The sequence below is a fragment of the Brevibacillus laterosporus genome (genome assembly GCF_030489605.1).
GTDB lineage: Bacteria > Bacillota > Bacilli > Brevibacillales > Brevibacillaceae > Brevibacillus_B > Brevibacillus_B laterosporus_E.
The window spans coordinates 42,616-61,217 of the sequence record NZ_JAUKFY010000003.1 but is presented as its reverse complement, the minus strand read 5'-3'; the positions used below and the strand labels follow the sequence as shown (position 1 = coordinate 61,217).

General features: G+C 40.6%; 22 protein-coding genes. 20 read left to right on the top strand and 2 right to left on the bottom strand.

The genetic code is table 11. The annotated features are described in order from the left end of the window. Positions 1–25: 25 nt before the first annotated feature. From QZ995_RS03980 to QZ995_RS03970, 3 genes are all read left to right on the top strand, one after another. Positions 26–406 carry a hypothetical protein gene (locus QZ995_RS03980; protein ID WP_301804079.1) on the top strand — a complete coding sequence of 127 codons (381 nt, stop codon included), beginning with the start codon at positions 26–28 and terminating at the stop codon, positions 404–406. A gap of 77 nt (positions 407–483) precedes the next feature. After that, the gene (locus QZ995_RS03975) at positions 484–2,430 is read left to right on the top strand and encodes a DEAD/DEAH box helicase (RefSeq protein WP_301803369.1); all 1,947 of its coding nucleotides are present in this window, start codon (positions 484–486) and stop codon (positions 2,428–2,430) included. A 264-nt stretch (positions 2,431–2,694) separates the two neighbouring features. Next, complete coding sequence (locus QZ995_RS03970) at positions 2,695–3,246, top strand: ComF family protein (protein ID WP_301803367.1); 552 nt, start codon at positions 2,695–2,697, stop codon at positions 3,244–3,246. 87 nt (positions 3,247–3,333) lie between these two features. Here the strand turns inward: QZ995_RS03970 and map are convergent, their stop codons facing one another. Further along, complete coding sequence (map, locus tag QZ995_RS03965) at positions 3,334–4,083, bottom strand: type I methionyl aminopeptidase (protein WP_301803365.1); 750 nt, start codon at positions 4,081–4,083, stop codon at positions 3,334–3,336. Positions 4,084–4,239: 156 nt separating this feature from the next. On the opposite strand from map, the gene QZ995_RS03960 reads away from it, so the two are divergent. From QZ995_RS03960 to QZ995_RS03895, 14 genes are all read left to right on the top strand, one after another. Next, entirely contained in the window at positions 4,240–4,653 is a 414-nt protein-coding gene (locus tag QZ995_RS03960; protein WP_301803363.1) for a TIGR03826 family flagellar region protein, read from the top strand. 190 nt (positions 4,654–4,843) lie between these two features. After that, positions 4,844–5,122 (top strand): flagellar biosynthesis anti-sigma factor FlgM, encoded by a 279-nt coding sequence (gene flgM / locus QZ995_RS03955; RefSeq protein ID WP_301803361.1) that lies wholly within the window; start codon positions 4,844–4,846, stop codon positions 5,120–5,122. An 18-nt stretch (positions 5,123–5,140) separates the two neighbouring features. Continuing rightward, on the top strand, positions 5,141–5,644 hold the full coding sequence (locus QZ995_RS03950; RefSeq protein ID WP_301803359.1) for a flagellar protein FlgN: 504 nt from the start codon (positions 5,141–5,143) through the stop codon (positions 5,642–5,644). 14 nt (positions 5,645–5,658) lie between these two features. Next, positions 5,659–7,140, top strand: a complete 1,482-nt coding sequence (flgK, locus tag QZ995_RS03945) for a flagellar hook-associated protein FlgK (RefSeq protein WP_301803357.1) — start codon at positions 5,659–5,661, stop codon at positions 7,138–7,140. Between the two features lie 157 nt (positions 7,141–7,297). After that, positions 7,298–8,206 carry a flagellar hook-associated protein FlgL gene (gene flgL / locus QZ995_RS03940; protein ID WP_301803355.1) on the top strand — a complete coding sequence of 303 codons (909 nt, stop codon included), beginning with the start codon at positions 7,298–7,300 and terminating at the stop codon, positions 8,204–8,206. Positions 8,207–8,227: 21 nt separating this feature from the next. Beyond that, positions 8,228–8,806 carry a DUF6470 family protein gene (locus QZ995_RS03935; RefSeq protein ID WP_301803353.1) on the top strand — a complete coding sequence of 193 codons (579 nt, stop codon included), beginning with the start codon at positions 8,228–8,230 and terminating at the stop codon, positions 8,804–8,806. 13 nt (positions 8,807–8,819) lie between these two features. Beyond that, positions 8,820–9,239, top strand: coding sequence for a flagellar assembly protein FliW (locus QZ995_RS03930; protein ID WP_301803350.1), 420 nt, complete (start codon positions 8,820–8,822; stop codon positions 9,237–9,239). Between the two features lie 10 nt (positions 9,240–9,249). After that, complete coding sequence (gene csrA / locus QZ995_RS03925; RefSeq protein ID WP_301803346.1) at positions 9,250–9,495, top strand: carbon storage regulator CsrA; 246 nt, start codon at positions 9,250–9,252, stop codon at positions 9,493–9,495. A 200-nt stretch (positions 9,496–9,695) separates the two neighbouring features. Beyond that, on the top strand, positions 9,696–10,067 hold the full coding sequence (locus tag QZ995_RS03920; protein WP_301803344.1) for a hypothetical protein: 372 nt from the start codon (positions 9,696–9,698) through the stop codon (positions 10,065–10,067). Positions 10,068–10,122: 55 nt separating this feature from the next. Next, positions 10,123–11,367, top strand: coding sequence for a flagellin lysine-N-methylase (gene fliB, locus QZ995_RS03915; RefSeq protein ID WP_301803341.1), 1,245 nt, complete (start codon positions 10,123–10,125; stop codon positions 11,365–11,367). A gap of 237 nt (positions 11,368–11,604) precedes the next feature. Beyond that, entirely contained in the window at positions 11,605–11,961 is a 357-nt protein-coding gene (gene flaG / locus QZ995_RS03910) for a flagellar protein FlaG (RefSeq protein WP_003334318.1), read from the top strand. Positions 11,962–11,973: 12 nt separating this feature from the next. Then, a complete protein-coding gene (gene fliD, locus QZ995_RS03905; protein ID WP_301803336.1) occupies positions 11,974–13,596 on the top strand; it encodes a flagellar filament capping protein FliD in 1,623 nt (540 codons plus the stop codon). A 28-nt stretch (positions 13,597–13,624) separates the two neighbouring features. Next, positions 13,625–14,017 carry a flagellar export chaperone FliS gene (gene fliS / locus QZ995_RS03900; protein WP_031412974.1) on the top strand — a complete coding sequence of 131 codons (393 nt, stop codon included), beginning with the start codon at positions 13,625–13,627 and terminating at the stop codon, positions 14,015–14,017. Then, positions 14,017–14,385: a flagellar protein FliT gene (locus tag QZ995_RS03895; protein WP_301803333.1), complete on the top strand. Its 369-nt coding sequence runs from the start codon at positions 14,017–14,019 to the stop codon at positions 14,383–14,385. Before fliS ends, QZ995_RS03895 begins: the two co-directional genes overlap by 1 nt. Before the next feature lie 85 nt (positions 14,386–14,470). Here QZ995_RS03895 and QZ995_RS03890 read toward each other — a convergent pair whose 3' ends face one another. Then, entirely contained in the window at positions 14,471–15,031 is a 561-nt protein-coding gene (locus QZ995_RS03890) for an acyltransferase (RefSeq protein WP_301803331.1), read from the bottom strand. A 139-nt stretch (positions 15,032–15,170) separates the two neighbouring features. Here QZ995_RS03890 and QZ995_RS03885 point away from each other — a divergent pair, with 139 nt between their 5' ends. From QZ995_RS03885 to QZ995_RS03875, 3 genes are all read left to right on the top strand, one after another. Continuing rightward, positions 15,171–16,289: a DegT/DnrJ/EryC1/StrS family aminotransferase gene (locus QZ995_RS03885; protein WP_301803328.1), complete on the top strand. Its 1,119-nt coding sequence runs from the start codon at positions 15,171–15,173 to the stop codon at positions 16,287–16,289. Positions 16,290–16,449: 160 nt separating this feature from the next. Beyond that, complete coding sequence (locus QZ995_RS03880; protein ID WP_301803326.1) at positions 16,450–17,280, top strand: motility protein A; 831 nt, start codon at positions 16,450–16,452, stop codon at positions 17,278–17,280. Continuing rightward, positions 17,270–18,025 carry an OmpA/MotB family protein gene (locus QZ995_RS03875; protein WP_301803323.1) on the top strand — a complete coding sequence of 252 codons (756 nt, stop codon included), beginning with the start codon at positions 17,270–17,272 and terminating at the stop codon, positions 18,023–18,025. Before QZ995_RS03880 ends, QZ995_RS03875 begins: the two co-directional genes overlap by 11 nt. The last annotated feature ends 577 nt before the right edge of the window (positions 18,026–18,602 follow it).

Here is an 18,602-nt window from a genome sequence, read left to right as displayed (position 1 = left end):
ACGGCATACCTTATTACAGGAGGGGATGACCGTGTTGGCTGATTTTATGATCTGGTTGTTTGCAGCATACGGCTGCTCCGCTCTTTTGCTGAAAATGTTCTATATCTGGATGGAGTCAGGCAGGGCCACTTCTATTATGGAACCTTTGACCTTGACACATTATCAACTACTTTTGCATAATTCAGAGCATCGAGTTGAAGAGGCTGTACGCACCCTGATGTTTCAATCTGGTTTATATGGACAGCCAATTAGTATTAGTTTTGTGGATGAAGGCTCTTCTGACGATACGCCGCGGATGACGGAGATATTATACCGAGTCCATCCAGATACCATAAGAGAACAACAAGCAGGAAGAGAACCGGTCGTTGTCATCGATTTACGAACAGTTGGAAAAGAGGCTAGCTAAGTCACAGGCTGGTCTCTTTTTTCTTGCATGCTCCCATTGTCTTTTTTAACAATAAGGACAAGGGGGGAATGATAGTAATGCGTGAATATGTTCTTTATTTAAAAGAAGATGGACATTCTGTCTTAGCATATATTACTCCGTGTTTCCAGGTAGACAAGCAATTTTGGAATGAGCAGAACGGGCAAAGATTGCACATTATTGGAAAAAGCAAATCACTTGCCTTACTTTTCGGGATAAGAGACAGGGTGAACAGAAAAATTACCCAGCAAGTTGCCGATGATCAAGTTACACCCCAAACACTCAAGCAGGCACGTCTGGTGGCTCAAGGCTACACGAAAGAGGTAAATCGTCTATCCGTAAGGGAGGCAGGTGAAAATTATTCCTACGGGCGATCCTGCGCCTTTAGTTTTGAAGAATTGGAGAGGGAAGAAAGGGCTTGTGAATCTCAAGTGCTTGAAAAACAAAGCTTTCCGGAATTTATTTACATAAAAAAGCAGCAGACGCATCAGCTTTATCTTATGCTACAGGGCAGGGCGTTATTATTAGAGGAAGTTAAGAGGTTGGTTTTTCAGGAATCCCCCTATGTAAACCTAAATAATTCCGACCACCTTATCATGTCATTGCATTGGCTTGTTTTACAGGGAAAAGCAGAGTGGCGCCCAAGTGTTAGTCTTGAACTACATCGTTGTTGGTGGCGGGATCAACTGTCTTATCATTGTGAGCGGTGCAATAGTTTCAGGGAGATTGAACAAACAAGCTGCTATAGCTGTCAACAACCCTGCGCCTACTGCTATAATTGCCTTTCGATGGGGAGATGCAAGAGTTGTGTACCTCTTATATTTGTGCCTGCCAGTCTGTCCGGTCATTTAGATGAAGGTGCTCAACATTGCATTTCTTCAGCAACCGTCCTGCAATGGAATGGACAATTCTCTAAAAGGCAAGCAATCGTAGCCAAAAAGGTAAGAGAATTCGTTTTTTCCAAAGAACGGAGATTTCTTATCTGGGCGGTTTGTGGGGCAGGGAAAACAGAGCTTGTGTTTCCAGCGGTAGATGCAGAATTGGCTCGTGGAGGAGCTGTGTGTATCGCTACTCCCCGAAAAGATGTAGTGTTAGAACTGGCACCGCGTATACAAAAGGTATTCCCTTCCATTTCAGTCGTGGCTATTCACGGGAACAGTCGGCAAAAATGGGAGCAAAGTCAACTGATGATTTCGACTACACACCAGATGTTACGTTGTTACCAGCGTTACTCTCTGATAGTAGTTGACGAAGTAGATTCTTTTCCTTATCACAAAAATATGACTTTGTATCATGCTGTGAAGCGCTCGTTAGTACCGCATGGCAAGATTTTATATCTTAGCGCTACACCCCCACGCTACCTTCAGCAGGAACTGGTAAAAAAACGAGTGGATAATCAACTGTTCCCTTTTTACAAAAAGCTGTCTCTTACTTCCTCTACGCATGCTATTCTGCCAGCCAGATTTCATGGACATCCACTTCCTATTCCAACAAAGCTTATTACAACCCACTTGCATCAAAGTATTCATGTATTACAGCCCATTACTCCCCTGTTATTATTTTTACGAAATAGTTTACAGGCTCAAAGACAGGTTTTTATATTTGTGCCGCGAATTGAGGAGATCCCCTTTGTAGTGGCTTATGTTCAGCACTTTTTTACGGATGTGAGAGATAAAGTGGAAGGGGTACATGCTTCAGATCCTGCACGCGAACATAAGGTGCATGCTTTTCGAGAAAAGGAGTACATGATCTTAGTAACCACTACGATTCTGGAACGCGGAGTGACCATTCCACGTAGTGATTGCATTGTGCTGGAGGCAGATGCTCCTATCTTCGACGAAGCTTCACTAGTCCAGATAGCAGGAAGAGTAGGACGTTCCAGCGATTCTCCAAAGGGACAGATTCTCTATCTCATGAATAAGAATGCTTCTGGGCCTGCTCATGCTATCAGGCATATTAAACGAATGAATCGCTTGGCAGAAGAGACTGCAACAATGATAGAATGAGGGGAGTAAATTATGAAGTATTGTCTGGTCTGTAAAAATACGATTCAAATTGCTAGAAAAACAAGACTAGTAATTCAGCATCTATCAAGGAATGTGCCTGCTTTCTTTTATCCAAGTTGTTTCTATCAGCTAATGCAGCTGCGTTTATGTGAGAAATGTGTTTCAAATGCTATACTTTTGCTGAAGCATATTTGTAAAATGTGTGGCAGATCATGTGCAGGACATTCTGAGCTATGCCGAGATTGTAGTCGACACAGGGAAGGATTGAATGGAAATCGAAGTGTAATCCAGTATAATGAATGGGCGAAAGAATTAATAAAGCAGTGGAAGTATCAGGGCGACGAGCGATTGTATTCCATCTGTGCAACTTTGATATTAATAGGTTATCGGTTTCATTACGGTCTGAGGAGGATTGATCTTATAAGTTACGTTCCAATGCACGGGAATAGGTTACAAGAACGAGGATTTAATCAAGCGCGGAAGCTAGCCGAATATGTGGGTTATCATCAGAAAATTCCTTGTGTTCCGCTATGGGAGCGTCAAAAGGAAACAGAAAAGCAAAGTAAGCAAAAAGGACGGACAGCACGTTTTGAAAGTATGCAGGATGCATTTGTAATTCATCCGAGCCTGCATTCTACATCTCATTGTTCTCATCTGTTTTCTTTCTCACCAAAAAAAACCAGTTGGCGAGTACTGATAGTAGATGATATTTTTACAACAGGAGCAACAATTGAAGCATGTACTAAGGTACTTTCGTACTATGCAAAAAAACAAAATCTTCAGTTATCCGTCTGTAGTCTGACATTGGCTCGTTAAATTATGGGAAAAAGAAAAACGGCAAATCTATTAATGCAAATTTGCCGATGAAAATAATAAGGAATCATTTTTTCTGGTACAGAAGACTTATAATTGAGTTAGGATTAGTGGCCCATCTGCCGTAATAGCAAGAGTGTGTTCGTACTGAGCTGATAATTTCCCGTCACGTGTACGTGCTGTCCACCCATCCTCTTCATCTACGACTGCATGATAAGTTCCTACATTCAGCATGGGCTCAATGGTGAGAACCATGCCTTCCTTTAAGCGAACCCCTTTACCAGCAGGCCCATAGTGTGGAACATATGGATCCTCATGCATTTTTTGGCCAATTCCATGGCCGGTAAAATCGCGGACGACGGAGTATCCGCGCTCTTCGGCGAATGTTTGTATAGCATGGGAGATATCGCCGATACGATTGCCAACAACTGCTTGCTCAATCCCTAGATACAGAGCCTCTTTGGTGGTAGTTAACAGACGATCAGCTTCCTCTGAGATTTGTCCTACCCCATATGACCAAGCAGAGTCGGCCAACCATCCGTTAAGATTAACAACCATGTCAATCGTTACGATGTCACCATTTTTTAATTCCTTTTTAGAAGGGAATCCGTGGCAAATGACTTCGTTAACTGATGCGCATGTGGCATAGGGATAGCCATGATAACCTTTTTGCTCAGGTGTGGCACCATGTTCTTTTAGATAACGTTCTACGAATTGATCAATTTCCCAAGTCGTAATACCTGGTTGAATCATGGTAGCAATTTTTTGGTGAATACTAGCCAAAATGATGCCAGCCTGACGCATGAGTTCAATTTCTTCCTTGGTTTTAATAACGATCATGGTAAGACCTCCATGTACTTGATATTTGCCTAAAGTTTATTCAGTCGACTGGAAAAACTGTAAACGGCGCTGAATTCAAGCAATAAACATAAGTATAAGTAATGATAACATATATTTTTCATGCCAAAAACAAAGTGAATTAGGGAGGAATAAATTATGGGATTAGGACAACTAGCAAACTGTCCAATATGTGATGTGCTTTTTGTGAAAGGAATAAGAGATGTATGTCCATCATGCTATAAAGAACAAGAGAAGCAATACGAATTATGTGCTAGCTTCCTGAGAAAAAGGGAAAATCGCGGTGCCACCATTTATCAATTGAGCGAAGGTACGGGTGTCGAGGTGAAAGAGATTACTCGATTTATTCGTGAAGGACGGATTTCGGTTCAAAGCAACCCGAACTTGGGGTATCCATGTGAAAGCTGTGGGGAAATTATTCAATCAGGGGCTTTGTGTACAAATTGCTCAGGTAAGCTACAACGTGAAATTACACAACAAATTGACGTTGAACGTCGTCTTACGGATGATGAGCGAAAAACAAATCAGGTCTATAAGTTTAGAAAAGAATAGGACTATCCAACCAAACGATTTTGGATGATTAGAAACATTAATCGTTTTCATAAGAAAAGCCGATGTTACTACTAGAGCAAGCAAACGGTGATTTTCTATCCTGTAGCTAAGAACAATGCGGTCCGCTTCTTTACATATGGGGTAGCCGAAAGTTCTTTCTAGCGCAAGTCTCAATGATCGAGGTGATAATATGCGTATTAATGAAACCAATCGCACAGGAATGATACAAGCCTATAACAAGGCTAATAAGGTGCAGCAGAATAGCCAATTAAAGCATAAATGGGGAAAAGATGAAGTTTCAATTTCTACTGAGGGAATGGAACTTCTGAAGCTAGGGGAAGAACAAGAAATGGACGCAGCTCGTCTAGCTAAAATTTCTGAACTAAAAAGCAAGGTTGAAAACGGTACATATCAAGTACCTAGCGATCAAATCGCTGAGAAGTTCATTGCTTTTTGGAAAAAATCGTAGAGGAGCGACAGGGAGCTCATGACGCATGTAAACGAACTCTTTGCCGTGTTGGACAATTTGACGGAACTTCACCAAGCGCTGTACACACTAGCGTTGGAGAAGCGAGAAGTTTTGGTAAAAAACGATATGCAACAATTAACTGACCTTATAAAAAAAGAGCAACAGTTGTTAAAAGCTGTTCAGAAAACTGAGTTATTACGTAAAGACATGACCAACACGATCTTTAATGAAAAAGGTGTAGCTGTTACGGATGGTACCCTGCAAGACGTTATTAGATTGTGTACGGATGTAGAGACGAAAAATCAGTTAGCTCAGCGTCGGGAAGAATTACTCAGAGTCATTGGAAAATTGAAGGAAGAGAACGAGCAAAATCAGCAATTACTGCAGTACTCCCTTGATTTTGTCAATATGAGCCTCGACTTGTTCACTGATCGACCGGAAGAGGACTTTATTTATAAAAACCCAGGGAATCAACAGATGCACTCGTCAATGAATCGTTCTATTTTTAACCACAAGGCATAGAAAGGAGTGTCCATATGAGATCAACCTTCCATCTTCTTGAAGTAAGTAAGAGAGCGTTGTTGGCACAACAGGCCGCTTTAAACGTAACAGGACACAACGTTGCAAATACTAATACCGAAGGCTATACTCGTCAACGCGTAAATATGGCTGCTTCGACTCCAATCCCGGGACCTGGGATGAATGCAGACCGTGCACCGGGGTTGCTTGGCACAGGGGTGTATGCAACAGATATTCAGCGCATTCGAGAAGATTACATAGATGGTCAATATCGGGCCGCGGCTAAAAATACAGGCTATTGGAATGACATGGTTAAAACGATTAATAACATAGAGGATATCATGAATGAACCGTCCGAAAATAGCCTGCAGAAGGTTATGGATCAAATGTGGCAAGGGTGGGAGGACTTATCCGGAGACCCAAGGAACCAATCCGTTCGTTCTGTTTTACGGGAACGTGCGGCAGCAGTAGCCGACACATTTAATCATATGCACAACCGTCTTACACAACTACAAGATGATTTAAATAATGAGGTGGCTGTACAAGCCGATTCTATTGATTCCATTGCCAAGCAAATCGCGTCTATTAATAAGCAAATCGGTGATGTTGTACCGCATGGTTACCAGCCGAATGATTTATATGACCAACGCGATGTTCTCATTGATAAGCTTTCTTCGATGGTTGAGGTTAAGGTTACGCCAACAGAACGCGGCATGGTAAATATTACAATAGGTGGTCAACCACTGGTGAACAATGCTACATCTGTTGAAGTGAAAGCCACAAAAAACACCGAAACAGGAAAGTTTCATGTTACCTTGGGTGGAGGAGAGTTTAAACCGCTTAAGGGAACAGGAACATTGTCAGCAGCAATTGAAGGAAGAGATGAAACTACGGCAAATATGATACAAAAGCTGAATTCTCTTGCTGTTAATTTAGCTCGCGAGATAAATGAAGTTCATAAAACAGGTTATAACCTTGATGATATTAAAAATGGCACTCAGGAAGGCCTTAATTTCTTTGTCATTGACGGGGGAAAAGACAATCCGACAAGTGCAGCAAATATTAAAGTAAATCCTGAGATTTTAAAAAGCTTAGATAAAATTGCAGCAGCTAGAGCTGATGAAACAGGGAAAGTTAATGATGGAAATAACCAAAATGCACTGGAGATCTCCAAAATTAAAAATAAATTAATTCCTGCAGGGACAGGCAACAATCCGAATGATTTTCCGCAATCCTCAACCATTGACGACTTTTATCGTCATACAATCGCTCAATTGGGTGTAGATGGTCAAGAAGCTATCCGTAATTTTAATAATGCAGATACAACTTCAGACATGATTTTGATGAACCGTAAATCTGTATCAGAAGTTGATCCCGATGAAGAAATGGCGAACATTATCAAGTTTGAGAAGGCATATAGCGCAGCGGCTCGCGTCATGACCAGCATGGATGAGATCTTAGACAAAATCATTAATGGTATGGGGCGTGTAGGCTTGTAGGTTACTTGAGAAAAGCGTCGTAAGTTGCGACGCTTTTTTTAAAACGGTATTTTGTAAAACAGGAAGAGATTAAAAGGAATAGCTTTTGGTTCTAACACACGGGAGCATTACGAAATAATAAAAATTAAGCTAGACACTGTACAAGGAGGCTAACCAAATGGCAGTACGTATTACACAAGGTATGATGAGTAACAACATGGTACGCAATATTAATAACTCCATGGGACGGATGAGTAAATCTTATCAGCAACTTTCTACAGGGAAACTAGTGTCCCGTCCGTCTGATGATCCAATTGTTGCCGCTAGAGGGATGTATTATCGAACTTCTCTAGTGGAAAATGAGCAATTTCTGCGCAATGCTGGACAAGCCAAAACATGGATGGAATCTTATGATACATCTATGGACGAGGTTGGAAAAGTATTTGGCCGGATTCGTGATCTATTAACTGGTTCAGGTAATGGCACGTATTCAAAAGAAGAAACAAAGAGTATTGCTGCTGAGATTGACGAATTAAAAAAACATTTGGGTGATTTGGCTAACCAGACCGTGAATGGGAAGTATATTTACGGGGGCGACAATAATAATAAGCCGCCGTTTGAAATTAAAAAGCAACCTGGTACTGGTAAAGAAGAGTTCGTTTTTACATCCAACGAAGGCAAAGTAGAAATGGAAATGAGTCAAGGAGTCTTCTTCCAAGTAAACATAAGTGGGAAAAACATTTTTGATTCGCCAGCAGGTGAAAATATCTTTAAAACCTTAGAAGACATCGTAGGAGATCTAAACGCAGGGAAATCTGCAGCGGATTATTTAGATAGAATGGACAATCACATTAATAACTTGCTGTTAGAGCGAGCTGCTTTAGGGGCGCGTTCTAATCGCCTAGAATTAATGACTGATCGACTTGATGCTGATAGTGTCAGCATTACTTCCATGATGTCTAGTAATGAAGATGCAGATGAGGCAGAAGTAATTACGAACTTAAAAATGCAAGAAAATGTACACCGAGCTGCTTTAGGAGCAGGTGCACGAATTATTCAACCATCATTACTTGATTTTCTAAGATAAAGGCGGAAGGGGAGTAGTAGAATGCAACTAGCTTCTTTATCCATGAGATCTACTCCTCTCTTGCTAAACTTGCGAAGTCCGCGTGGGGAGCAAGAGATTGAGCAGCCAAGAGCAAGTATGGAAATAAAACAGGAAGCGGCTATTCTTGAAATTCGCCAGCCTCAAGGGGAATTGCAGATTGATGCCAATGAAGCACGTGAAAATATCGATATGAGAGGTCCGCTGCGGCGATCTAGTGATAATGCCGAGTATGGCTATAACAAAGTAATGGAAGCGATTGAGCAAGCTGGAGTTGAAGGAGATCAACTGCGTGCTTTTGAACGCGGAGGTAACGCCATCGCTGATATCGCTTTTGAAAAAAGTATCATGTTTTCAGGTGAAGGAGTCGTAGCTGCGGGTTCTCTAATTGGTGATGGTGTTGAGATACGTTATGAAGCCAAGCCGGTAGAGATTAAATTTACACCAAGAGGGGCAAAAATTGAGACAACCGTCAATCCACCTGTTCACAAATATACGCCTGCCAAGGTAGAGGCGTACGTAAAACAGTGGAATCGGCTGGATATCGAAGTCGTAGGTTTAAATGTGGACGTAGCTAGATAAGAGGTGTTGTCTGATGATGTATCAACAGAAAAAAATGGGAAAACTTTATATTGTAGAGGGTATGATTGGTTTTTCGAATTTGCATGAGTATCAATTAGTGCAAGAAAATCCAGAAATGCCTTTTTTGTCTCTTCAGTCATTGGAAGAACAGGGAATTAGTTTTTGGGTGGTAGATCCGTTTCTTTTCTTTAAGGATTATGAATTTGATCTGCCTCGTTCGGTGAGAGAAGCCTTGGAGATTACGGAAGAATCTCAGGTGGTGATTTTGTCAGTCATGACAATACGAGGAAAAGACCAAATCACAGTTAATTTGAAATCACCTCTTGTCATTAATGTGGAAAACAGAAAAGCTACACAATTTATTCTTCAAGGAGATCATTACAATTTGCGGCAGCCCCTCCTTTTACAAAAAGAGAAGCCAGTGACAAAGTAGGTGATAAATATTGTTGGTATTAGCGCGTAAAAAAAATGAGTCCATCATGATTGGCGATCAGATAGAGATAAAAGTGATTGCAGTTGAGAAAGACTTTGTCCGTATCGGCATTTCGGCTCCACGCGATATTAACGTTCATCGAAAAGAAGTATACGTGGCCATTCAAGAAGAGAATCAATTAGCTGTACAAACAAAAGTAGATTGGGCCCAACTAGCCCAATGGTTAGGAACTGAAAAAAAACTTGAAGATAAATAAGCTTCAAGTTTTTTTTTTGGCCATTTTTTGTTCCTTTTATTTGTAAATAAATAGTTTTGTTAAAAATGCTATGAAAGGTATAACGAATTACCGATATATGTAGTATGAGAAGTTAGTAAGATAATGTTACATGCGATTAGAAATTTGCTGAGCTGAGCCATCAATGAATTATTGTCTTGGAAAGGAAATATTTGATTATCATGGAAAAATATTGGGATGTTATGCGAGGAATGATTGGACTGTCAACGACTTGTGGAGAGGCAATCGAATTACTACATGAGCGCCTGCATCAGAATCAGATCCATGAAATGGCCTATTTAATGGCAGATATCGCTGATGCATGCAATCAATTAGAAAAGTCAACAGGGATGATTTCATCTTTTCTTCTAAGTGACAACCGTCTGGAAGAGTTAACAAAATTCAGAACTGAAATACTAGAGAAGTTGGTAGGTGCTTTTGAACAATCGGATCAGGTGCTGGCAATTCAAGTATTATCGTCCCAAATGATCCCATTACAAAAAGAGTGGCAAGAGGAAATGACAAGTTATGTAGTCCCTCACGTACTCTCATAGTATGTCTTTTAACAAATTTTGATAAAAAAAGTAAGGAATATGGGGGAATCTGCAAATGTCGACAACAACTAAGAAAACGCTTGTGCCGGAGTATATGCTATCATTCCAATGCATCGGTTCAGAGTGCGAGGATACCTGTTGCGCTGGATGGAAGGTCACAGTTGACCAGGATACGTACAAGAAATATAAGCGTTTGAAAGATGAAGAATTGTCACCAATTATAGATCGGAATATAAAACGGGTTCGCTCTAAGGCCTCATCGAGTAATTATGCCAAAATTATGATGGATTCTTCAAATAGCTGTGTGTTTCTGAACGAACAGAAATTATGTAGCATTCAACTAAAAAAAGGGGAAGATTATCTCTGTAACACCTGTAAAACCTACCCTCGCACTTGGAATAATGTGAATGATGTTGTCGAGCGAGCTGCAACCATCTCCTGCCCAGAAATAGCGAGATTAGCACTTCTTAACCCAGAAGGAATTGGATTTCAAGAGCAATTAGAGAGTGTTGAGACAGGTTTGCACTTCTCTGGCCATATTAATACCTCCAAGCAAATAAAAGGGAAGAAACTCCAAAAATACTTCTGGGAACTGCGAATTTTTACGATTCAAGTCTTGCAATACCGACAATATAAGTTTGAGGATCGCTTACTATTTTTAGGGTTATTCTTTCAAAAGGTTCAAGAATATGTGAACAATTCTGAGGTAGATCAAGTTTTACAGCTTATAGGCTCCTATACTAATATGCTGCAAAGCGGTACCATTGATCAAATGTTTGCCGATGTGCCTGTTAACCATACCATTCAAATGAAATTGTTAAAAAAGTTAACGGATCAGCGTTTCTTCCAAGGCGGAGTTCATGGCCGCTATACAGAGTGTTATACGGAGTGCTTGCTGGGACTTGAGCATTTGGAGGGTATAGAAGAGGAAGGTACCCTTTCTAGGTATGTAGATGCGTATGAAAACCACTACCAACCATTCATGCAGAATCATGAGTATATTTTAGAAAATTATTTGGTAAATCATGTGTTTTCCAAGCTCTTTCCATCTGCTCTTGATAAGGATATTTTTGAAGAATATGTTATGCTCGTTATTCGTTATGCATTGATTAAATTACAGTTAATTGGAATGGCCAGACACCATAAAACAGCGTTTTCTACAGACCATGTTGTGAAGCTTATTCAATCATTTGGACGAGCTGTCGAGCATAATCAATCCTATTTAACGAAAATGAAAGGCTTGTTGGAGGAAAATGGGTTCACAACAATGGGGTATATGTCCATTTTAATCAAAAATTAAAACATAGAATCAAAAGTCATACAGAGCTGTAGCTCTATCCAAATAGTAGAAACCAATCAGTTTGCTCAATGGCTGTTCGTTATTATTTTAACAACCATAACTACCTGAACGAAAGAGGCCCCTGATTTGATGGGGTCTCTTTTTTTATTTTAATGAGGAAAAGAGCGCTACCGCTCAATTTCTACCAGCAATATGCCGATACTTTAGATAGAAGATGAAGATGACGGAGGGATTACTGTGGAAATTCGTCAAAATGGAAATGCAGGTTCGAATCCTCAAGAGCTAACCAAGCCACCATTAGATGCTACTATAAAACCGAAGCCTTCGACAGAAAAAGATGTGGTGCAAGCTATTGAGCATAAGGATGCTTTTCAAAAAGAATTACAAAAGGAAATATCAGCTTTAAATAAATTTATGCAAGCTAAAGAAACACATTTAAAATTCAATCTACATGAAAAATTAGGTGAGTACTATGTACAGGTGATTGACAATCAGACGGATGAAGTCGTCAGAGAGATCCCATCTAAAAAGATGATGGATACAGTTGCCCAAATGTACGAACTAATTGGAATTATGGTTGATCGAAAAATTTAGGAGGGGTTCAAAATGGCAGGTCCTTTGAGATTATCTGGTATAGCTTCAGGTATTGATACTGAAACAATGATTCAAAAATTAATGAAAGCAGAAAGATCTCCAATGGAGAAATTGCTTCGTAAGCGTCAAAAAGAAGAATGGAAGCGCGACAGCTATCGTGAGCAAAACGCATTATTGCTAGATCTAAATAATAAAGTAAGTAAATTGCGTCTGACTTCAGATTTTACAAAGCAAAAAGTATCTTCTTCCGATGACGCTAAAGTAACAGCAAGTATTACAAAGAAGAATTCTACAACCCAGTACGATGTATCTAATGTTCAGCTTGCGAAACCAGGTACTGGTGTTTCCGTGAAGTTTAAGGTTAGCGATGACATCAAGGATAGTAATACAGAAATAAATAGTTCCTTTGATTTTACACTGAAGGGCAATGCTGGCTCAGATGAAGTCACCATTTCAGTAGGAGAAAAAGACACAATTGAGTCGGTTTTAAATAAAATTAACAGTGAGTCCAGTAAGACTGGCGTTAAAGCTTTTTATTCTAATACGGACAAATCTATCGTTTTCACATCTCAGGTACCGCCGACTGAGGAAAATACTGCTCAGGAATCTGCTATTAAAATTACAACTAGCGGTGGAGGTAATAAGCTTAATATTACTGCTGGCGAGATAAAACAAAACTTTACTAAAGTTGATTCTACAGGAACACCTGAATCCAATTATACGAAGACAGGATTTACAGGTGCACAAGATTTTAAAGGCATCGTAAAACAAGCCGGAAAAGCAACTGTAAATGGTATTGAATTTGCTCTAGATTCCAAAAACACACTTGATTTTGATGGTATGAGCTTTACTTTTAAAGATAATATCGGTGTCGGTGATAAAAAAGTAGTCATTACTACAGCCAAAGATACGGAGTCAGTTATGACTGCTATCAAAGAGTTCGTCGATTCCTACAACAAGGTAATCGATCAATTTAATAACAAGCTGACAGAAAAAGTGTACCGTGATTTCTATCCGCTTATTGATGAAGAAAAAGAAGCAATGAAAGAAAAACAAATCGATAAATGGGAAGAGAAAGCGAAAAGCGGTCTGTTAAAAAGCGACAGTATTTTATCTAATGTGCTCACACAGATGCGCAGCTCGTTCTATTCTCCTGTAGAAGGAGTAGAACCGCCAAAAAATACACTTGCTAGCATTGGAATCGGTCCAAAGAAATCCGATGGTCTGGGCAGTAAGTTTGATTACATGGAAAACGGTAAGATCTACATTGATGAAGAAAAGCTTAAAGATGCCTTGTTGAATGATCAGGATAGAGTAATTGCTCTCTTCACAAATGGTAGCGGGATTTCTTCAGGATCCGAGGCATTTAAATCCCAAGGTCTTGCTCAACGTATTTATAGTCAGACGAATGCTGCTATGAAAAAAATTGGGGAAAAAGCAGGTCGGACAGGTACAACCAGTGATAATAGTCTAATTTCAAAGGATATTCGAGATATCAACGCTCGCATTAATGTTTGGGAGAAGAAACTAAAAGATAAAGAAACGAATCTGTGGAAAAAATTCTCTGCCATGGAGCAAGCGATTAATAAGCTTAATGCCCAAGGCGCGAACCTGTTATCTAAATTCGGCGCGTAGTGGTTTTGAGGAATAAGGAGGGGAATGCATGAATCAGACGGCTGCACAGATCTATCAACAGAACCAAGTGAAAACAGCCTCGCCAGGCGAGCTTACGTTAATGCTGTACAATGGAGGCATCCGTTTTAGTAAAGAAGCAAAGATGGCTTTGGAGAAACAGGACGTTCAAAAAGCTCATCAGAGCATTATTAAGGTACAGGACATTATTCGAGAATTAATGGTTACGTTAGATCAAAAAGTACCAATTTCTGAGCAGTTTATGCTGATGTATGATTATATGTATAATCGTACAATTGAAGCGAATTTGAAAAAAGACGGCGCCATTATCACGGAGGTAGAAGAGTTTTTTGTGCAATTCCGCGATACATGGAAACAGGCAATGCTGATTGCGAGAAGACAGCCAGAAGGAAATCAGATATAATGACGAATGTTTCTGCGATGGATGTAGCGAGCAATATCCTTATCCTTACTGAAAAACTAATGGAAATCCTGAAGCATGATGAAGAGCCGAATCCCGATGAATGGAACTCCGTCCTTGAACAGCGAGAAGAGCAAATTACGCACCTTGGCAAACTGCAAACACTAGGCATGGACCTACAAGCACAGGAAAAGGAATTATTGCAGAAAAGCTATCAGCTTGATCAAGAAATCCTTTCTCTGATGAAGCAGCAACAAGCAAAAATTGAAGAACAGCTACAACAGGTAAACAAGGCGAAAGTAGCAAACAAACAGTATGCTGGTGAAACGACTCATGTTGCCTATGGAGCTTTCTTTGACAAGAAAAATTAAGATATAGCTAGTTTTTACACGAAAAAATGGTCGAGAAATCGACCATTTTGTTTCTTGCAAAAGCTCTTGGTGAGCCAGTAAGAATTTATGGCATCACATCTGCTGGAATACTTTGACCGCAGGCCTGGCAAGGCTTGTGGTATTCAATTCTCTCACCGCAATAACAAACAAGACCAATCATACGAGCGGGGTTTCCTACCACAAGCTGATGGGCCCCTACATCCCGGATGACCACAGAGCCTGCTCCTACCATAGAATAGGCACCGATGGTTGTTCCACATACGATTGTGGCGTTCGCTCCTATGGACGCTCCTATCTCGACTTTAGTCGGTACCACTTTCCAAGCGCTATTGCATGCGCGTGGGAACAAATCGTTCGTAAATGTCATATGGGGTCCGAGAAATACATTATCTTCAATCTCGACCCCATGATAGACAGAAACACCATTCTGAATTTTGACGTTATTCCCGATTTTTACCCCTTGATCGATGTAAACATCCTTACTAATGATACATTGGCTGCCGATTGTACTTTGTTCTCGGACTTGTGCATTGTTCCAGATTTTTGTTCCAGCTCCAATAATGGCTTGCTTAGACACTTCTGCTGTTGGATGAATAAAGACATTCTCATGTGTCTGGTGAGACATAGATTGCCCCCCTCGTCGGTCAGTTTCCCTTTTTGGAAAAGGATTATTTTTTCCTTCCGCAAATTACTCAGATGTTGCACGATGCTCCTCTTCTTAACGTATTACTAATAGAGGGATTTCATTACGGATACGAGGGGGAATGAACGTGAGGATACCCATCATTGATTTGACGGACGAAGTAGAATTGCTTTGGGATGAGATTAACAGTGCTGTCCAGGAAGTGCTACGTTCGGGCCATTTCGTCCTTGGTAACGAGGGAAAAGCGTTTGAGAAGGAAGTAGCTGACTATTTGGGGTGCAAGCATGCGATCACGTTAAATTCAGGTACGGATGCGTTATTTATCGCGTTGAGGGCTTTGGGAATTGGAGCAGGAGATGAAGTGATCGTTCCCTCCTTTACCTTTTATGCTACGGCTGAAGCTGTTGAGCTAGTCGGAGCGACGCCGGTGTTTGCTGAAATTAATCCAGATACATTCAATGTAGAGCCTGCTGATATAGAGTCCAAAATTACCGAGCGGACCAGAGCAATTATTCCTGTTCATCTATATGGACATGCGGCTAAAATGGAACCGATGATTACGATTGCACAACAATACGGACTAGGGCTTATCGAAGATACCGCACAGGCATTTGGTGGAGAGTACTGTGGCAAGAAGCTTGGAACCTTTGGGCATTTTGGATGTTTTTCCTTTTATCCCACCAAGAATCTGGGGGCTTATGGTGATGGAGGTATGTTAACAACAGATAACGATGAACTGGCAGAGATAGCTCGCAAATTACGTACCCATGGCTCGTTGATTCCTTATCAAAATGAACTTACAGGTTACAATTCACGTTTAGATGAGTTGCAAGCCTGTATTTTACGTGTGAAGCTACCTTATATTAACCAATGGAACGAAGCAAGAAGAGAAGCTGCCCAGCAATACAATCAGATGCTAAAAGACGTACCAGGAATTGTGACGCCAAAGGTAGCGGGATATGCCAAGCATGTGTATCATCAATACACGATACGGGTGAAACAAGGCTTACGCGATGAATTGCACCGTTATCTGCATCAACAAGGAATTGGTGCAATGTTATATTATCCTACTCCTGTGCATCGACTGCCAGTATACCAAGCAACGCAACAGCCTAAGCTAGCTGTTACAGAGCAAATGGCAGCCGAGGCGTTAAGTTTGCCGATGTGGCCGCGTATTACCTTAGAAATACAACAGAGGGTAGTACATGCAATACAGAGCTTCATGGCTAAAGTAGGATAGGGCAAAGGGCGAAACTTGCTGGTGAAAAGCAGGGGTTCGCTTTTTTTCTTTGTTTTTTTGACAGCAGAAATATTTTTTGCTTTTTCATCTAACTCTGGATATTCATTTGCTATAATGAATTCGTTCAGAAATACATGCTTCGGCAAGTGAGGTTACTAACATGAATGTAAAAACATTTTTTGCGGGAAGAAATCGTTCGTTGTTACTTGTTCTATTTATTGTGTTAATTTTAATACATACCATTTATTTAAATGGAAGTGTAAGTCAACTGCTTCATCCGGCGGCAATTGAATTAGTAGGGTTATCAGTCATTATCTCGTACGCTATTAAGCGTAAACATATTAAAATCAAACATGTATTTCGGTTATTGGTCCACGGGAGAGAAAGTAACATTGAAGAGACGATCAAACGGTTTTATCAATACTCGGTTGTTTTAAAAGAGAAAGGCTACATTTCCTTGGAAAAAGAATTGATGGACGAGCCTGATTCATTTGTTCAGCGAGGGGCGTTGCTGGCGATCGAGGGTGTATCGGAGCAAGAACTTCGTATGATTTTAGAAAACGAGTGTAAGGGTGAACAGCATCGCTACCAGCAAATGGGCGGAATGTTTCGATTGGTTGCCCTGTTGGCACCTGGGATGGGGCTTGTTGGAACGTTATTGGGGATGACAGGAGTATTACAAACCCTGTCTGATTTTGCGCAGACAGGCCAGAATCTAAGCACAGCGGTGGTAGCTACCTTGTATGGAGCCTTGCTAGCCAATCTATTGGCTTTGCCATGTTACTATCGATTAATGGATATTCATGATCAGGAAATGTTTGAAAAGCGGCTTTATATTGAAGGATGCGTAGGTTTACAGCGCGCGGAAACCCCACGAATTTTGTTTGAAAAACTAAATTCCTTTTTACCTGCTGATCAAAAGCTAGTGCTCTTAAAAATGCCTGGCAGCATGAAAGGAATTATTGAAAGGCAGAGCGAATATGCAGGATGATCGTCTGTATGATGAAAAGGAGCTAGAGAAAAGCTGGCTATTAAGCTACAGTGATTTAATTACCTTGCTGTTTATAATCGTCATAATCATTGCGGCGATGTACACGGCTCAGGTAAAGCAGCAACAGCAAGAGCTTCAGCAGAAGGCATCTCAAACGACGGAAAAGGCCGAGATAGCAAAAGCTGAGCAAGCCGTAGCTGAAATGAAAAAGAAAGCATTGGAAGCAGAAATCCGCGAGCTGTCTGCAAAGCGTGATGTCATGGCGATTGGCGCCGGGCAACAAGACGAACCAGTAGAGAGTAATATGCAGGTAGTGAAGGAAAAAGTGGGAGAGGCCTTGCATGAGTTCCATATCCCTTTTGTGGAGCAAAGCGATGGAGTGATGATCCGTTTACCGGAAAATTTGCTGTTTGCTAGCGGATCAGCCGATTTAGCTCCAGATGGTCAAAAGGTCATAGACAGGCTAGCTGATGTATTACAAAAATTCCCTCATCAAGTGCGAATTGAGGGACACACCGATGACAGTCCCATTACAAAAAGCCAGTATGTCGCTAACTGGGACCTATCTCTTGCTCGTGCAAAGGCTGTTATGCAGGAATTTGTACAAGAACGAGGGTTATCTCCAGCACGCTTCATTGTCGCAGGCTATGGAGAAACAAAGCCTCTTGTAGAGAATGCAACAGAAAAGAATCGCCAACAAAATCGCCGTGTGGAAATTACTGTATTAAGTGAGCAGACTGAATGATAGTGAATCAGCATAATATGCATATAAGTGAATGATATACGCTTCTTTATAAGACCTCCTTTTGAGTTGAACATTAGGAGGTCTTTTTTATTTATAAAGGAGACAAAAAAGCTATGCTGAACAAGAGAGAAATGCTTTTTCAGAGTTATGCACAAAAATAGAGTTCTTGTGCACAACTTCTTGTGGATAATGTGGACAACTTTGTGGAAATGCGCAATTATGGGGCAGGTTACCCACAGGTGGTAAAGCTAGACCATAAATTATTTAAGAAATGAAGTGAACAGGACAACTGTGTGAGCGAATGCCGAACCTAGATTACTGCTATAACTGCGGATAAAGAATAAAAAAGCAAAAAAATCTTATGTGTCCAATGTGTGACATGATTTTATTATATATATTGAAGAAATTTTTCGAGCTAGAATACAATTAATCGACAATATCTGTAGATGGGGTTTCTTGTTTTCTAAAGCTGAATAAATTTCATGCTCCTAACTGGTAATTATAGCTAAAAATGTGTCGCGATTCCCTCGTTTATAGGGCAAAGACCACGTCTCTCAACGCTAGGTCGAGTCTCTTT

Bases quoted from the DNA above. Each gene is read 5' to 3' on its own strand.
- QZ995_RS03930 (WP_301803350.1), top strand. From the start codon at position 8,820: ATGATGTATCAACAGAAAAAAATGGGAAAACTTTATATTGTAGAGGGT.
- QZ995_RS03885 (WP_301803328.1), top strand. From the start codon at position 15,171: ATGAACGTGAGGATACCCATCATTGATTTGACGGACGAAGTAGAATTG.
- QZ995_RS03880 (WP_301803326.1), top strand. From the start codon at position 16,450: ATGAATGTAAAAACATTTTTTGCGGGAAGAAATCGTTCGTTGTTACTT.
- flgK (WP_301803357.1), top strand. From the start codon at position 5,659: ATGAGATCAACCTTCCATCTTCTTGAAGTAAGTAAGAGAGCGTTGTTG.
- QZ995_RS03890 (WP_301803331.1), bottom strand. From the start codon at position 15,031: ATGTCTCACCAGACACATGAGAATGTCTTTATTCATCCAACAGCAGAA.
- fliD (WP_301803336.1), top strand. From the start codon at position 11,974: ATGGCAGGTCCTTTGAGATTATCTGGTATAGCTTCAGGTATTGATACT.
- flgL (WP_301803355.1), top strand. From the start codon at position 7,298: ATGGCAGTACGTATTACACAAGGTATGATGAGTAACAACATGGTACGC.
- fliS (WP_031412974.1), top strand. From the start codon at position 13,625: ATGAATCAGACGGCTGCACAGATCTATCAACAGAACCAAGTGAAAACA.
- QZ995_RS03875 (WP_301803323.1), top strand. From the start codon at position 17,270: ATGCAGGATGATCGTCTGTATGATGAAAAGGAGCTAGAGAAAAGCTGG.
- QZ995_RS03920 (WP_301803344.1), top strand. From the start codon at position 9,696: ATGGAAAAATATTGGGATGTTATGCGAGGAATGATTGGACTGTCAACG.
- QZ995_RS03960 (WP_301803363.1), top strand. From the start codon at position 4,240: ATGGGATTAGGACAACTAGCAAACTGTCCAATATGTGATGTGCTTTTT.
- flgM (WP_301803361.1), top strand. From the start codon at position 4,844: ATGCGTATTAATGAAACCAATCGCACAGGAATGATACAAGCCTATAAC.
- QZ995_RS03895 (WP_301803333.1), top strand. From the start codon at position 14,017: ATGACGAATGTTTCTGCGATGGATGTAGCGAGCAATATCCTTATCCTT.
- fliB (WP_301803341.1), top strand. From the start codon at position 10,123: ATGTCGACAACAACTAAGAAAACGCTTGTGCCGGAGTATATGCTATCA.
- QZ995_RS03975 (WP_301803369.1), top strand. From the start codon at position 484: ATGCGTGAATATGTTCTTTATTTAAAAGAAGATGGACATTCTGTCTTA.
- map (WP_301803365.1), bottom strand. From the start codon at position 4,083: ATGATCGTTATTAAAACCAAGGAAGAAATTGAACTCATGCGTCAGGCT.
- QZ995_RS03950 (WP_301803359.1), top strand. From the start codon at position 5,141: ATGACGCATGTAAACGAACTCTTTGCCGTGTTGGACAATTTGACGGAA.
- QZ995_RS03935 (WP_301803353.1), top strand. From the start codon at position 8,228: ATGCAACTAGCTTCTTTATCCATGAGATCTACTCCTCTCTTGCTAAAC.
- QZ995_RS03980 (WP_301804079.1), top strand. From the start codon at position 26: ATGACCGTGTTGGCTGATTTTATGATCTGGTTGTTTGCAGCATACGGC.